Annotated in this window: 14 protein-coding genes and 1 riboswitch; of the genes, 8 read left to right on the plus strand and 6 right to left on the minus strand. The window is 71.8% G+C overall.

The genetic code is table 11. The features are described from left to right. Positions 1 to 418 precede the first annotated feature (418 nt). Together ACIBIW_RS20025 and glyA are read left to right on the plus strand one after the other, a co-directional pair. On the plus strand, positions 419 to 634 hold the full coding sequence (locus ACIBIW_RS20025) for a hypothetical protein (protein WP_399337912.1): 216 nt from the start codon (positions 419 to 421) through the stop codon (positions 632 to 634). Positions 635 to 695: 61 nt separating this feature from the next. Next, a riboswitch (ZMP/ZTP riboswitch) is annotated at positions 696 to 786 on the plus strand. A gap of 80 nt (positions 787 to 866) precedes the next feature. Continuing rightward, positions 867 to 2,162, plus strand: a complete 1,296-nt coding sequence (gene glyA / locus ACIBIW_RS20030) for a serine hydroxymethyltransferase (protein ID WP_399337914.1) — start codon at positions 867 to 869, stop codon at positions 2,160 to 2,162. A gap of 88 nt (positions 2,163 to 2,250) precedes the next feature. Here glyA and ACIBIW_RS20035 read toward each other — a convergent pair whose 3' ends face one another. Together ACIBIW_RS20035 and ACIBIW_RS20040 are read right to left on the minus strand one after the other, a co-directional pair. Continuing rightward, positions 2,251 to 2,484 (minus strand): hypothetical protein, encoded by a 234-nt coding sequence (locus ACIBIW_RS20035; RefSeq protein ID WP_399337916.1) that lies wholly within the window; start codon positions 2,482 to 2,484, stop codon positions 2,251 to 2,253. Positions 2,485 to 2,662: 178 nt separating this feature from the next. Then, the gene (locus tag ACIBIW_RS20040) at positions 2,663 to 3,211 is read right to left on the minus strand and encodes a potassium channel family protein (protein WP_399337918.1); all 549 of its coding nucleotides are present in this window, start codon (positions 3,209 to 3,211) and stop codon (positions 2,663 to 2,665) included. A 184-nt stretch (positions 3,212 to 3,395) separates the two neighbouring features. Here ACIBIW_RS20040 and ACIBIW_RS20045 point away from each other — a divergent pair, with 184 nt between their 5' ends. Continuing rightward, the gene (locus ACIBIW_RS20045) at positions 3,396 to 3,887 is read left to right on the plus strand and encodes a hypothetical protein (RefSeq protein WP_399337920.1); all 492 of its coding nucleotides are present in this window, start codon (positions 3,396 to 3,398) and stop codon (positions 3,885 to 3,887) included. A gap of 9 nt (positions 3,888 to 3,896) precedes the next feature. Continuing rightward, the gene (locus tag ACIBIW_RS20050) at positions 3,897 to 4,388 is read left to right on the plus strand and encodes a GNAT family N-acetyltransferase (RefSeq protein ID WP_399337922.1); all 492 of its coding nucleotides are present in this window, start codon (positions 3,897 to 3,899) and stop codon (positions 4,386 to 4,388) included. 46 nt (positions 4,389 to 4,434) lie between these two features. Here ACIBIW_RS20050 and ACIBIW_RS20055 read toward each other — a convergent pair whose 3' ends face one another. The 3 genes from ACIBIW_RS20055 to ACIBIW_RS20065 all read right to left on the minus strand — a co-directional run bounded on the left by ACIBIW_RS20055 (position 4,435) and on the right by ACIBIW_RS20065 (position 8,437). Continuing rightward, complete coding sequence (locus ACIBIW_RS20055; RefSeq protein ID WP_399337924.1) at positions 4,435 to 5,928, minus strand: MFS transporter; 1,494 nt, start codon at positions 5,926 to 5,928, stop codon at positions 4,435 to 4,437. A gap of 70 nt (positions 5,929 to 5,998) precedes the next feature. Continuing rightward, entirely contained in the window at positions 5,999 to 7,015 is a 1,017-nt protein-coding gene (locus ACIBIW_RS20060; RefSeq protein WP_399337926.1) for a zinc-binding dehydrogenase, read from the minus strand. A 249-nt stretch (positions 7,016 to 7,264) separates the two neighbouring features. Beyond that, positions 7,265 to 8,437: an NAD(P)-binding protein gene (locus ACIBIW_RS20065; RefSeq protein ID WP_399337928.1), complete on the minus strand. Its 1,173-nt coding sequence runs from the start codon at positions 8,435 to 8,437 to the stop codon at positions 7,265 to 7,267. A 291-nt stretch (positions 8,438 to 8,728) separates the two neighbouring features. Between ACIBIW_RS20065 and ACIBIW_RS20070 the strand changes: the two genes are divergently transcribed. The 4 genes from ACIBIW_RS20070 to ACIBIW_RS20085 all read left to right on the plus strand — a co-directional run bounded on the left by ACIBIW_RS20070 (position 8,729) and on the right by ACIBIW_RS20085 (position 12,809). After that, entirely contained in the window at positions 8,729 to 9,376 is a 648-nt protein-coding gene (locus ACIBIW_RS20070; protein WP_399338383.1) for a pentapeptide repeat-containing protein, read from the plus strand. A 176-nt stretch (positions 9,377 to 9,552) separates the two neighbouring features. Then, complete coding sequence (locus ACIBIW_RS20075; RefSeq protein ID WP_399337930.1) at positions 9,553 to 9,999, plus strand: hypothetical protein; 447 nt, start codon at positions 9,553 to 9,555, stop codon at positions 9,997 to 9,999. A gap of 12 nt (positions 10,000 to 10,011) precedes the next feature. Beyond that, positions 10,012 to 12,177: a hypothetical protein gene (locus ACIBIW_RS20080; RefSeq protein WP_399337932.1), complete on the plus strand. Its 2,166-nt coding sequence runs from the start codon at positions 10,012 to 10,014 to the stop codon at positions 12,175 to 12,177. A 53-nt stretch (positions 12,178 to 12,230) separates the two neighbouring features. Further along, positions 12,231 to 12,809 carry a hypothetical protein gene (locus tag ACIBIW_RS20085; protein ID WP_399337934.1) on the plus strand — a complete coding sequence of 193 codons (579 nt, stop codon included), beginning with the start codon at positions 12,231 to 12,233 and terminating at the stop codon, positions 12,807 to 12,809. A gap of 22 nt (positions 12,810 to 12,831) precedes the next feature. Here ACIBIW_RS20085 and ACIBIW_RS20090 read toward each other — a convergent pair whose 3' ends face one another. Then, positions 12,832 to 13,458 (minus strand): TetR/AcrR family transcriptional regulator, encoded by a 627-nt coding sequence (locus ACIBIW_RS20090; RefSeq protein WP_399338385.1) that lies wholly within the window; start codon positions 13,456 to 13,458, stop codon positions 12,832 to 12,834. Between the last annotated feature and the right edge of the window lie 59 nt (positions 13,459 to 13,517).

Raw genomic sequence — 13,517 nt, forward strand, 5'->3', positions numbered from 1 at the left:
AGGCCGACGACCCGGGTTCATCCGTTCCGGCATGGAATTGCCGGTTTTTCTTCGAACGATGCCGTGATCGGAAAAAAGGAATTCCGGCGCGCACTTCCGATGTCCGCCACCGCGCCGACGTGCTGCTGAGGGGGCCGCTGTGCGGGCGCGGGCGCGGTTTTCGGTGAATTCTTCGCCCGCGTGGGCCGCGATCCGACAGGGGCGGAAAAATGGACCCCGTGAAGTGGCTGAAAAACACCCGCGCTGAGTTTTCGTATTCAACTTCTCTCGATTTCCGGGACCTCCGCGCCCCCGGATTCCGCGCCCCGCGGCCGTCGGGGCGCCGCGTGGTGGCGCCCCTCGTGCGCGGCGGTCCGGGCGACACGCGGGGCGGCGCCCGTCCCCGGCAATAAATCGAACACGTGGTCTAATCTGTCGCATGGCTCGCTTCCCCGATGACCTGGTGCAGGCGCAGTACGACTGGATGCGTACCTACGAGGCCCTGGCGTGCGCCCGGCACATCAGGCACACCGCGCTCCGCCGCCGGCTGCTCCGGCTCTCCAACCGGATCGCCCGCCACCCCTTCTGGCCCGAGCAGCGGGGCCCGGGCGCCGGACTCCCGGAGCTGCGGCGGCAGGCGCGAAGAGGGCGCTGAGCGGGCGGCGCCGGGGCGGCGGAAGGGAGGGGCGGCGCGCCGCCCTTGCCGCTACGCTGGACGGGCGTACGGCGACTGGCGTGCAGGGAAGCGACCCTGGGGGAGCCGTGCGTGGAAGACCGCACGTGGTGCCGTCCGCCTGGGCACCTCCGGACCAGGAATCGTGTGGTGCCGCGCGGGGACCCGGGCGGCATCCGGTTCACTCACGTTCGGAAACGACCCGGAGGACGCCGTGACCCTTTCGCCTTCCCCGACATCCCACGCCCTCTCCCACCCCGCGCTCGCCGAGGGCGACCCGGAGCTTGCGGCGCTCGTCGAGGCCGAGGAGCAGCTCCAGGCCGACACCCTGCGCATGATCGCCAGCGAGAACTATGTCTCGGCCGCGGTCCTCGAAGCCTCGGGCACCGTGTTGCAGAACAAGTACAGCGAGGGCTACCCGGGGCGCCGCTACTACGAGGGCCAGCAGGTCATCGACCGCGTGGAGCGACTGGCCGGGGACCGCGCCAAGGAGCTGTTCCGCACCGCGCACGCCAACGTCCAGCCCTACTCCGGCTCCCCCGCCAACCTCGCCGTCTACCTCGCCTTCGCCGAGCCAGGCGACACCGTCATGGGCATGTCCCTCCCGATGGGCGGCCACCTCACGCACGGCTGGGGCGTGTCCGCGACCGGCAAGTGGTTCAGGGGCGTGCAGTACGGAGTGCGCCGTGACACAGGACGCGTGGACCTGGACGAGGTGCGCGACCTGGCGCTCAGGGAGCGGCCCCGGGTGATCTTCTGCGGCGGCACGGCGCTGCCCAGGACGATCGACTTCGAGGGCTTCGCCGGGATCGCACGGGAGGCGGGGGCCGTGCTCGTCGCGGACATCTCCCACATCGCGGGCCTGGTCGTGGGCGGCGCCCACCCCTCGCCCGTACCGCACGCCGACGTGGTGTCCACGACCACCCACAAGACCCTGCGCGGCCCCCGCGGCGCCATGCTCATGGCCACCACCGCGGAGCACGGCAAGGCCATCGACAAGGCCGTGTTCCCCGGCCTCCAGGGCGGCCCGCACAACCAGACCACGGCCGCCATCGCGGTCGCGCTGCACGAGGCGGCCCGCCCCTCCTTCCGCGACTACGCGCACGCCGTCGTCGCCAACGCCCGCGCCCTCGCGGACGAACTCCTCGCCCGCGGCTACGACCTGGTCTCGGGCGGCACCGACAACCACCTCGTCCTGATCGACCTCACCTCCAAGGACGTACCGGGCAGGCAGGCGGCGAAGGCGCTCGACCGCGCGGGCATCGTCGCCAACAGCAACACCGTCCCCTACGACCCGCGCAAGCCGTTCGACCCGTCCGGGATTCGCCTCGGCACCCCCGCGCTGACCTCGCGCGGCCTCGGCACCGAGCACATGCCCACGGTGGCGGCGTGGATCGACCGCGGCGTCACGGCCGCCCGCACCGGCGACGAGGAGGCGCTTGAGGTGGTGCGCGCCGAGGTCGCCGAGCTGATGGCACGCTTCCCCGCGCCCGGCCTCGGCCTGAAGTAGCCCGCCCGCGGTGGGTGCCGAGACGGCGGTGACATGCCGAGGCCGCCCCGTTCACATGAACGGGGCGGCCTCGTGGAACGGCAGGGCGTCAGCCCTTGATCGACTCGCCGCCCGCGATGAACGCGCCACCGGCGTTGGTGATGCCGGCGGGGCCACCGAGGTTGTTGTAGAAGCCCTTGCCGCCGACCAGCCAGGCGTCGGCGGAGAAGCAGGAACACTCGTGGTGGTGGCCGGTCCGCGGCTCCTCGGTCGCCGAGGCCACACCGCTCAGCGGAACGATGGCGGCGGCGACGACGGCGAGGGTCGCGGCGGAACGGGTCATGACCTTGCGCATGGGCACCCCTAGGAGAGGACGGGACGAACGCGCCTATGCCTCTCCGGGCCCAAACGCCGCGAACCAGCCGGAACGCCCCTATGACCCCGATGGACCACAACCACACACCGGCCGGGTGAAGCGGGGAACACCAGGCTGACGCCACCACTCCCGTACGGCCTCGCTCCTACCGCCCGCCGTCGCCGCCACCACGCCGCGGGTGCCGCCCGCGGGCCCGCAGCATCTGGCGCAGCCTGCCGCTCACCGCCGCGGCGGCGGCCGTGAGGAACACCAGGGTGTACCCGACCTGGACCAGCGTGACGATCCGGGCGGCGGGGCCCGTCGGGGCGATGTCGCCGTAGCCGATTGTGGCGAGCGTGATCACCGTGAAGTAGAGCGCGTCCAGGCGGCTGTGCAGCCCGTGGAACTCGCCTGGCCGTCGCGAGAGCGCCGCGTAGGCCGAGGCGAACACCACCACCGTCAGCACCATCAGCACCGGGATGACGAGGCCGGGGCGGGCACCGGGGCGCTCCAGCAGGGCCGCCCGGATCTGGGCGAGCAGCAGCAGGGCGATCACGGCGAGCAGCAGTGCGAACACCGACCAGCTCAGCACCGGCCTGTGCGGGCCGAAGGGGTCCATCGGCACCAGCGCGTACGCCATGACGAGCAGGCCCGCCAACAGGGCCCCGCAGGCGCCGGGCAGCCAGGCCCACGGCGCCGGACCGCGCCGCCGCATGGGGCCACCTCCCGCAGGACCCGTCCGTACCCCCTCCCGATCCTCCCCGCGCCCCGCCCGCACGCCACCGGGGAGGGTCCGAACGGGCGCGCGGGTATGAGCCCCGGGAGCGCGGCGGCCGCGGCGGCGGTCGCCGGTGGCCGGGCGGCGGCGTACTCCCCGGCCGGACTTCTACGATCGGGGCATGAACATGGCGGGGAACGGCAGCGGAACCGGGAGCGGGAGCGGACCCGGGAAGGAGGGCGGGAACGGCAGCGGAACCAGGAGCGGGAGCGGACCCGGGAAGGAGGGCGGGAACGGCTGCGGGGCGGGAGGCGTTGGCGGGAGCGGTGCGGACGCGGCGCTCGCGACACCCGGGGCCCCGGCCCTCATCCGCTACGAGATCAAACCCTCGGCGTTCGCCGCGGTCTTCCACCGTCTGCTGACCCGCCCCGTGGTGGAGATCGACGGCACGGAGCACGAGAGCGCCTGGGGCGCGGGGGAGGTCTCCGTGCCGCCGGGCGAGCACCGGGTCGGCGTGTACTTCCGCTACCGGGGACAGCGCACGGCGCGGCTCGGCGCGTCCGAGGCGGCCTTCGCCGCCGGGCCGGGGGCACGGATGCTGCTGTCGGCACGGCTCGGGGCGGCGAACGGGAGCGTTTTCCGGCTTTCCTTGTCCGGTTCCGCCACGGGTTAGCGTGGCGCCATGATTCGTACCGCCGTACCCGACGACGTGCCCGTCCTGTGCACGATGATCCGTGAGCTGGCCGCCTACGAGAAGGTGCCCCACGAGGCCAGGGCCACGGAGGAGCACCTGCGCGAGGCGCTGTTCGGCGCGCGCCCCGCGGCGTTCGCGCACCTCGCGGTGGACGACGCCACCGGAGGCCCGGCCGGGTTCGCGCTGTGGTTCCTGAACTTCTCCACCTGGCGCGGGGTGCACGGCATCTACCTGGAGGACCTGTACGTACGGCCGGAACTGCGCGGCGGCGGCCACGGCAGGGCGCTCCTCGGGGAGCTGGCCAGGATCTGCGTGGAGCGCGGCTACGAGCGGCTCGAATGGTCGGTGCTGAACTGGAACGAGCCGTCGATCGCCTTCTACCGCGCGATGGGCGCGCTGCCCCAGGACGAGTGGACGGTCTACCGGCTCACCGACGACGCGCTCACCGCCCTGGGCCGCCGCGCGGAGGCGAACGCCTGAGGGACCGGCCGGGAGGCAGAACCCCCGCCGGGCGCCCGCGGACGCGCTACCGCACCTCCTCCTCCGACAGCGCCTGCTCCGCCGCAGGCACCTGCTTCGGCGGCTTCCCCGTCACGAACAGGCCCGCCACCAGCGCGCCGAGGAGCATGATCACCACCGCCCACCAGATGGCGACCGAGTAGCCGTGCACGGCGCCCGCCGCGATGACGGGGCGCGGGTTGCGCGGGTTCACCTGGTGGCCCGCGACATAGCGGGCCGCGGCGCTGGTGGCGATCGTGTTGAGCAGGGCGGTGCCGATGGAGCCGCCGACCTGCTGCGCGGTGTTCACCGTCGCCGAGGTCACCCCGGAGTCGTGCACCGCCACGCCCTGGGTGGCGGTAGCCATCACCGGCATGAAGGTGAGGCCCATGCCGAGCCCGAGCAGCAGCTCGGCGGGCAGCACATGGGTGGCGTACTCGGCCTCCACGGTGAGCTGGGTGAGGATCAGCAGTCCGCCCGCGGCGAGCAGCATCCCCGGCACCATCAGGTTGCGCGGGGCGGTGTGCGGCAGCAGCCGTGCCGAGATCTGCGTCGAGCCGATCACGATGGCCGCCGCCATCGGCAGGAACGCGGCGCCCGTCTTCAGCGGCGAGTACCCCAGGATCGTCTGGAGGTAGTACGTCATGAACAGGAAGAGGCCGAACATCCCGATCGTGGCGAGCCCCATGGTCAGGAAGCTCCCCGCGCGGTTGCGCTCGCGCACGATGTGCAGTGGCAGCAGCGGGTACCTGGCCCTGCGCTGCCACCACACGAACACCACGAGCAGCGCCACCCCGCCGCACAGCATCCCGAGCACCAGCGAGTCGTCCCAGCCGCGCGGCTGCGCCTCGCTGAAGCCGTACACGATCGCGACCAGGCCGCCGCAGCCGAGCACCACGCCGGGCACGTCGAGGCGTGCCTCTTGGTGCCCCGGGCGGTCGTGCAGCAGCAGGACCGCGCCGATGACCGCGATGACGGCGATGGGGATGTTGACGTAGAGGCACCAGCGCCAGCTCAGGTACTCGGTCAGCAGCCCCCCGGCCATCAGCCCGATGGCCGCGCCGCCGCCCGCGATGGCGCCGTAGATCCCGAACGCCTTGCCGCGCTCCCTCGGGTCGGTGAAGGTCGTCGTCAGCAGCGACAGCGCGGACGGCGCGAGGACCGCCGCGAACAGGCCCTGGAGCGCGCGGGCGCCGAAGAGCATGCCGGAACTCTCCGCCGCGCCGCCGATCCCCGAGGCGGCGGCGAAGCCGATGAGTCCGATGACGAAGGTGCGCTTGCGGCCCACGTAGTCCGCGATACGGCCGCCGAGCAGCAGCAGCCCGCCGAAGGCGAGGGTGTACGCGGTGATGACCCACTGCCGGTTGGCGTCCGACATGTGCAGGTAGCGCTGGGCCGAGGGCAGCGCGATGTTCACGATTGTGGCGTCCAGGACGACCATGAGCTGGGCCAGGGCGATGACGACAAGTCCCCACCAGCGGTAGCGGTCGTGCCCCTGCTCGCCTGTCCGGGTGACAGTCACAGCCCCAGAAGACCATGGATCACCACACCCCGCATCCGGATGGGCGCCGGTCGCAGGGGTGCCGGGCGGCTCAGGGTTCGAGGACGACCTTGCCGACCGTGGCGCGGTGCTCCAGGTCGTGGTGGGCGGCGGCGGCCTCGGCGAGGGGGTAGCGCTGCACGGCGGGGCTCAGCCTGCCGTCGGCCGCGGCGGCGAGGGCGCGCAGCTCCAGCGTCCTGATGGGGCTGTCGCCGCCCGCGAGCCGCATCATCTTCGGACCGAGCACCGTCTCCGAGGTGATGCCGCGCTCGTCCAGATAGCCGTCGGGGAAGGCGATGCCGCCGTCCGCGTCCCCGATGCCGTCCGCCGACCAGCCGAAGACGATGTGCCTGCCGCCGGGGCCCAGCAGGTCGACGGCCGAGCGGCCCGCGGCGCCGCCCACGCCGTCGAAGACGATCGTCGCGTGCCGCCCGCCGAGGAACGCCCGCACCTTCTCCGTCCAGCGGGAGGGGGCGTCGTCGCGGTAGTCGACGGCCAGGTCGGCGCCCGCCGCGCGCACTCGCGAGGTCTTGCCGGGGCCGCCCGCGAGGCCGATCACGGTGGCGCCCGCGTTCTTCGCGTGCTGGACGAGGAGCGTGCCGATGCCCCCGGCCGCCGCGGGCACGACGACCACGTCGTCGGGTCCTGGCTCGGCGAACTGGAGGACGCCCATGGTGGTGCGCCCCGTGCCGATCATGGCGACGGCCTCGGCGGCGTCGAGCCCCGGCGGGACCCGGTGCAGCCGGTCCGCCTCCGCGACGGCCAGTTCCGCGTAGCCGCCCGGCGCGAACCCGAGATGGGCGACGGCCTCCCTGCCGAGCCAGTCGGCGTCCACCCCGGCCCCGAGCGCGGTCACGGTGCCCGCGACCTCACGGCCCGGCACCGTCGGCAACTCGGGCAGTTCCGGCAGGGGCCCCTGGTGGCCCGAGCGGATGGCCGTGTCGAGCAGGTGCACGCCCGCCGCGGCCACGGCGATCAGCACCTGCCCGGGCCCTGGCACCGGGTCGGCGACCTCCTCGTACCGCAGGTTCTCCGCGGGTCCGAAGGCGTGCAGTTGGATGGCGTGCATGGCAGTCCCCCCAGGTGAGGTCCCCCGCCCCGGCCGGGACGCGGCATCACCCAGCGTTCAACCTCAAGCGCGCTTGAGGTCAAATCGGTGCGCGGGTGCCCGCGCTCCCACGCGCGCGTGCGGCCATATGCCCGTACGCGTGTGAGGCCGTCCCCCCTACGCGCGTACGGCCGCGCTCATACGCGCGTGAGGCCGCCGCGCTCCACGCGCGCGTGTGACGCCGAAGGGCGCGTCACACGCGCCCGCGCGTCAGGCCGACCACCGTTCCGGTACGGGGCCGAAGCGTCCCTCCGTCAGGACCCGGGCCACCGCCTCCACCGCGCTGTTGAACGACACCTCGGAGAGCATCCCGGGCGCCGCCACCTGGTCCCCGGCGAGGTAGACGCCGTCGCCGCGGTCGATGCCCGGCCGGTCGCGCCAGGTGGTGCCGGGCGGGTCGACCGCGCCCGTGCGGCCGTCCGAGATCCCCTGCCTGCGCAGCGTCGTACGCTCGCGCCAGCCGGGGAAGCCGAGGTCGAGCAGGCCCTCCGCGCGGGCCGCGCCGTCCGCCGCCGACTCCCAGGGGGCGATCGGGGTGTGCCCCTGGATGAGCTGCTCGCCCTCGGGCGCCAGGCTGCGGTCGCGCACCGTGAAGCGCTCCACGGCGCCGCCGGAGTCGAGGTCGGTGACGACGTCCACGTCCCCGCGGCGGCTGCGCACCGCGACGTCGAGCAGCGCCGTACGGCCGCTGTGCCACACCAGCGACGGGTCGCCGAGGAGCGCACGCGCGGATGTCAGCGACGTCGCCACGATCACCGGGCCCTTGGACGGCAGCGTCTCGATCCGCGCCATCGTCTCCATCCGTACCCCGAGGTTCCAGGCCCGTCCGGCCATCCTGTCGATGACGGAGCCCCAGCCGCCGAGCGGGTAGCGCGCGTCCGAGGGCAGCCGCACCCAGCGGCGCAGGCGCGCGTGCACGAAGGCGGCGGAGAGCGAGCCAGGGTCGTGGTGGTAGAGCGTGGCGGCGGCGAAGTGGGCGGCGGTGCGGGCGGTGTCCTCGCCGACGAGCCCGGCGGCCCAGGAGTGGAAGTCGCGGTCGAGCGGGGCCTGCTCGGGGCTGTGGCGTATCAGCTTCAGCAGCGCGACCGGCGGGTTCCTGCGCAGCACGCCGCGGTGCCTGAAGCGGCCGCGGGACGCCTCGAACGCGGGCACGGGCGCCAGCGGCCCGATGAGGTCGCGCTGCTTGAGCCACGCCCAGTGCGGGCCCTCGCTGTAGAACGCGTGCGGGCCCTCGTTGGTCAGGTAGGGCCCCTCGGCGGTGCGGGCCCTGCCGCCGAGGGAGTCGTGGGCCTCGTACAGCGTGACCTTCGCGCCGGCCTCGGCGGCGCTGATGGCCGCGGTGAGTCCGGCGAATCCGCCGCCGATGACGGTGATGCGCTGCATTGCTCGGATCTCCTCGCGTCGGATGACATCGGTGCTCACCAGGAAGACCCCGCGGAGGGCCCCGGATGTGACATCGGGGGGATGTGACATCCGGCGGCGGCGCCTCGGGGGCCCTGGGGTACCGGGCCGGTCCCTTGCTCGTCCCGCTGCCATTGTCCCCGGCTGCGGGAGTGCCCGGGACCATGCGGCGGGGGCTGTTGTCAGTGGCGGGGTGCAGCATGGGTGTCGGGTGTGACGGCTGACACGTACGGAGAGGTGGCGGAGGCGGACATGGGCGCGGAGCGTACGGCGCTGAAGCGGGCGAGGCGCCCCGAGGTGCGGCTGCCGCCGCTCGGCCCCTGGCGGGATGCGGCCCTTGAGCCGGACGGGGACTACGACGGCGTGGAGTTCCGCGGCGTCGGCCTCGCCGGGCAGGACGGCGGCGGGGCGCGCTTCCTGGAGTGCGCGCTGACCGACTGCGCGCTCGACGAGACGCGGCTCACCCGCGCCCGCTTCCTGGACTGCGAGGTGACGGCGCCGCGCGGGGTCGGCACCCAGCTCGCCGAGGCCACCCTGCGCGACGTGCTGCTGCGCGAGCCCCGGCTCGGCGGCGCCCAGTTGCACGGGGCTGTGCTGGAGCGCGTCGTGATCAGCGGCGGCAAGATCGACTATCCCAATCTGCGGGCGGCCCGGCTGCGTGACGTCGTCTTCGACGGCTGCGTCCTGGTCGAGCCCGACTTCGCGGGCGCCCGCCTTGAGCGGGTGGAGTTCCACGACTGCGCCCTGAAGGGGGCCGACTTCGGCCGCGCCACCCTGACCGACGTCGACCTCAGGGGCGCGGCCCCGCTGGAGATCGCCAGGGGCGTGGAGGGCCTGGCGGGGGCGACGATCTCCACCGACCAACTCCTCGACCTGGCACCGGTGCTGGCGGCGCAGTGGGGGATACGGGTGGTGGGGTGAGGGCGGTCCGGGGGTGGCCTGGACCTTTCCTGGCACCGCCTTTCGGCCAATACACTGGCCGTGATGGCTCGTTGCGTGTGCAAGGCTCCTTTCCTTGATAGGAGTGTGGGGGGCTTCGTACTGCTGGTAACGGTGGGTGAGCCCGCGTGTCGCGAAGGTAAACGGGGGAGCGAGAGATGGCCTGGGACGAGTGGGAGCAACTGAAGGCGAACGCGTCGAGGAGCGCGAGTACGCAGATCGACCACGTACCCGATCCGCTGCCGGGTGATCCCGCGGACGGCGACCTGGTGGTCCACGACGACGAGCTGGGAAAGCTCGGCAACATGGCGCACAATCTCCGCGACCGCCTCAGCGTGGAGGGCGACTACGCCCGCCCCAGCACCTTCGACGCCTCCGTCCAACTGTCCAACGACGGCCTGGACACCGGCGCGGCCCTCACCGCGCTGCACGACGCGTGGAACAGCCAGTTGAACACGCTCAAGGAAGCCTGCGCCCACATCTCCAACCACCTCGACTTCACCCGCGGTGTGCACGGCAAGGACGACGCGGCCATCCAGACCGGTGTGAAGGACGCGGCGGGGCATCTGATGACCCCGTCCCGCATCAGCGAGTACTTCAAGTAGGGGGCGGCGGAGATGCTGACGGTAGACCAGCTACAGAATCTGCGCCTGGGCCAGTTGAAGACCGCTGTCCAGGACTGGAAGCACATGGTCGGCAAGCTGAAGGAGCTGAACGACGGCGGGGGCGGCAAGGGCGGTGTCACGGCGGCGGGCCTCAAGTCCCGTACCGAGGCGGCGAACTGGAACGGCGTGAACGCCACGGTCGGCAGGGAGTTCGTCACCAAGACGGCCAAGCAGTTCGACGACGCGGTGGTGGAGGCCGAGGGCGTGCACGCGCTGCTCAGCGACGCGCACACCCGCTTCACCCAGCACAAGACGGACCTGAACGACGCGATCACCGACCTGATGAAGCAGGACATCAGCGTCAACGCCAAGGGGCGCGCGTACTCGTCCGCGCCCTCGGGCGCGGCGGCGGGCGACGTGAAGCCGCCCACCGAGGCGGAGTTGAACGCCGCCCAGTCCCGCATAGACAAGATCATGGACGCGGCCGACGAGGACGACCGCGTCATCGCCCGTGCGCTGCGCGACTACGCGAAGAACAAGTACGACTTCTCCGACCAGGCGGTCAAGGGCGCGGACGACGCGGAGAAGCAGCAGGGCAAGAAGGACGCCGAGTACTGGGCGAACAAGATCAAGAAGGGTGACGTCGCGCACTGGAGCGACGCGGACGTCGCCCGCTTCAACAAGGTCCTCGCGGAGCAGAAGGACAACCCGGCGTTCGCCGAGACCTTCGCCACCAGGCTCGGCGCCGACGGCACGCTCCAGTTCTGGCGCGACCTGGCGGCGCCGCCCGGCGGCGCGGTCGACGGCGAGCGCGCCAAGATACTCGCGCACGTCCAGGACAACCTGAGCATGACGCTCGCGACGGCCACCCACAGCCACAGCCCCGCGATGGAGCAGTGGAAGCACGACGTGATCGCGGCCGGCGACAAGGTCTTCCCCGTCGACCCGAGGATGCCCGCGGGCCCCAAGGGCTTCCAGGTCATGAGCAGCCTGATGGGCAAGGGCACGTTCGACGGCAAGTTCCTCGACGACTACGGCAAGAGCCTGCTGACGTACGAGCGCGGCATCAACGGCGACCCGGACGCGTTCTGGGGGCTGGGCGCGGCGAACCTCGACTATCCGCCGACCGACCACATCAACGACCCGGTCACCGGCTTCCTCGACGGGCTCAGCCACAACCCCAAGGAGTCCGTCGCCTTCTTCGACGAGTCGAGCGGCGAGGGCGACGACAAGATGAGCAACTTCGACTACTTGCTGGGCGACGGCGACGACGCCCGCGAGTGGCCCCAGGACGACGACGGCCATAAGTGGGGCCAGAAGAGCCTGGGCCACGCCCTGGAGGCGGCCACCGAGGGCGTCCCGTACGGCTCCGACGCCACGCACCCGCCGCACAGCCAGGACTCCGCGGACCTGGTCCACCGCCTGGTGGAGCAGTTCGGCAACCACCCCGACACCCTGGACGACTCCGAACTGCGCCCCAGCTTCGGCCACATCACCGCGGACTACATGCGCGACGTCCAGGGCGGCATCAACGGCGACGGCGGCGTGGACATCAAGACCTACGGCGCGGACGCCAACCTCGGGGACATCGACGGCAACGCCCTGAACCGCTTCCTCGGCTCGGTCGGCAAGGACCCGGACGCCTACGGTTCGATCATCAACGCCCAGCAGGCGGTCACCACGGAGCTGGTCGACGACGCGTTCCGCGACGGTGACCTCGACGACATCTCCCTGGAGGTGAACAACCGCGTCGAGCCTGGGGCGAAAATCGCCGGCGTCATGGCGGAGTCGCGTACCCATGCGATCTACGACGACAAGATCGCCTCGGATGAGCAATTCAACGACGGGGTCGCCAAGGCGGACGAGGTCGCCGGGAAGCTCATCGACTACGGCGTTTCCCAGATCCCGGTCGGCGGCGACGTCGCGAGCGAGGTCATCGGCAAGGTCCGCGAAGCGGTCGTCGACCACTACACGGTGGACCACAGTGCCGAGTACCACATGGAGCGTGGCGACTTCCTGGAGAACCAGCAGCGGTCGTCGGCCGACGCCGTCCACGACGCGGTCTACACCGCGGCCATCGACGCGGGCGAGGACCCGAAAAACGCGGAGAGCAAGGCCGTAGCCGCAGCGGGCCAAGTACGTGACACCTATAACCAGGGACGCCAGTCCGAGGAGTGATACTCATTAATCCGGAGACGTTCGCCCGAGTGCCCGGTGGTCAGCGAGGTGCCATGGCAATTGGCGTGCTCGTTCTGGTGGCTGTCGGGATCGGGGCGTGGCAGTTGTGGCCGGAGTCGGCGGTGGGGGTGCCGGGGGAGGTATGCGCCGGGACGGTGCCGGGGAAATACGTCGGTGAGGTGTTGCCCAAGAAGGGGGAGCACTACAAGGAGGACTTCACCTACGGGTATACGACCGCGGGCAGGCAGGGTCGGGGCTCCGGTACCTGCACGCTGTCGGGCGGTGGGAAGGGCCTTGGCCTCAACTTCAACCGGGTGCCAACCTCACACTACGGCAGTGCCGATCTGACCAAGGACAGAGAGCGTGCCGGTAATACGCCGTTCACGCTTGGTCCGGCGCGGGGCTTTGCACATGGGTGGAAAGTCGAACTCTTTACGGCCTGCTCGTCCGCAAACGGAAAGGCCAACCTGGAGGTCGAGGTGAGCACAACCGCGTCCGGCAAACCGGACGATAAAGCCCTCGGTCATCTGGCGGCCCTGGCCGGCGATGGCATGCGGACCATTGCCAACAAGCTGATTGCCTGCAAGGAGGGAACCCCCGAGTTGCCTGACGGCTCCCCGAAGGTGGGATGAACGGCCCGCCGCCCGGTGTCCGTCACGTCGGCCACGCCAGCATCGCCATCCGTGCCGTCTCCGTCAGCTCCTGCTCCGTCGCGCCGTCCCTGGAGCGCTGTGACATGCCCTGGATGATGGCCGCGAAGTAGGCGGCGAGGGCGGGCGGGTCGGCGCTGGGGGGCAGCTCGCCCCCCGCCACCGCGGCGCTCAGCCGGGACTCGAACGTGGTCAGGTTCCCGTTCCGTATCTCCCGCAGGAACTGTCCGACCTCCTCGTCCTGCTCGCTGATGTTCGTCGCGGCGCTGATGGTGAGGCAGCCCGCAGGGTGCCCCGGGTCGCAGTAGGCCACCGCGGCCTCCCGCAGTATGCGCTCGAACGCGCCGCGCGCCGTCGGCTCCTCGTCGAGCGCCCGCGCCATCAGCGCCCCGACCCGGCTGCGCCCGTAACTCCGCACCGCCTCCTTGAAAAGGGACTTCTTGTCCCCGAAGGCCGCGTAGAGGCTTCCGGGCCTGATGCCCATCGCGTCGGTCAGGTCCCCCACCGACGTCGCCTCGTAGCCGCGCTCCCAGAACAGCAGCTTGGCCGCCTCAAGCGCGGTATCGCGGTCGAAGGCCCTCGGCCTTCCCCGCCTGCCGCCCGTCGTCTTCGCGTCCACCATGCCCACCATTTTAGAGCGTCCGCTCAAGAAAGTCTGCTATCGTCTTTCTTGAGCGAACACTCAAGAAA

The sequence above is a fragment of the Streptomyces sp. NPDC050560 genome (assembly GCF_044457285.1).
In the GTDB taxonomy this organism is placed as follows: Bacteria; Actinomycetota; Actinomycetes; order Streptomycetales; family Streptomycetaceae; genus Streptomyces.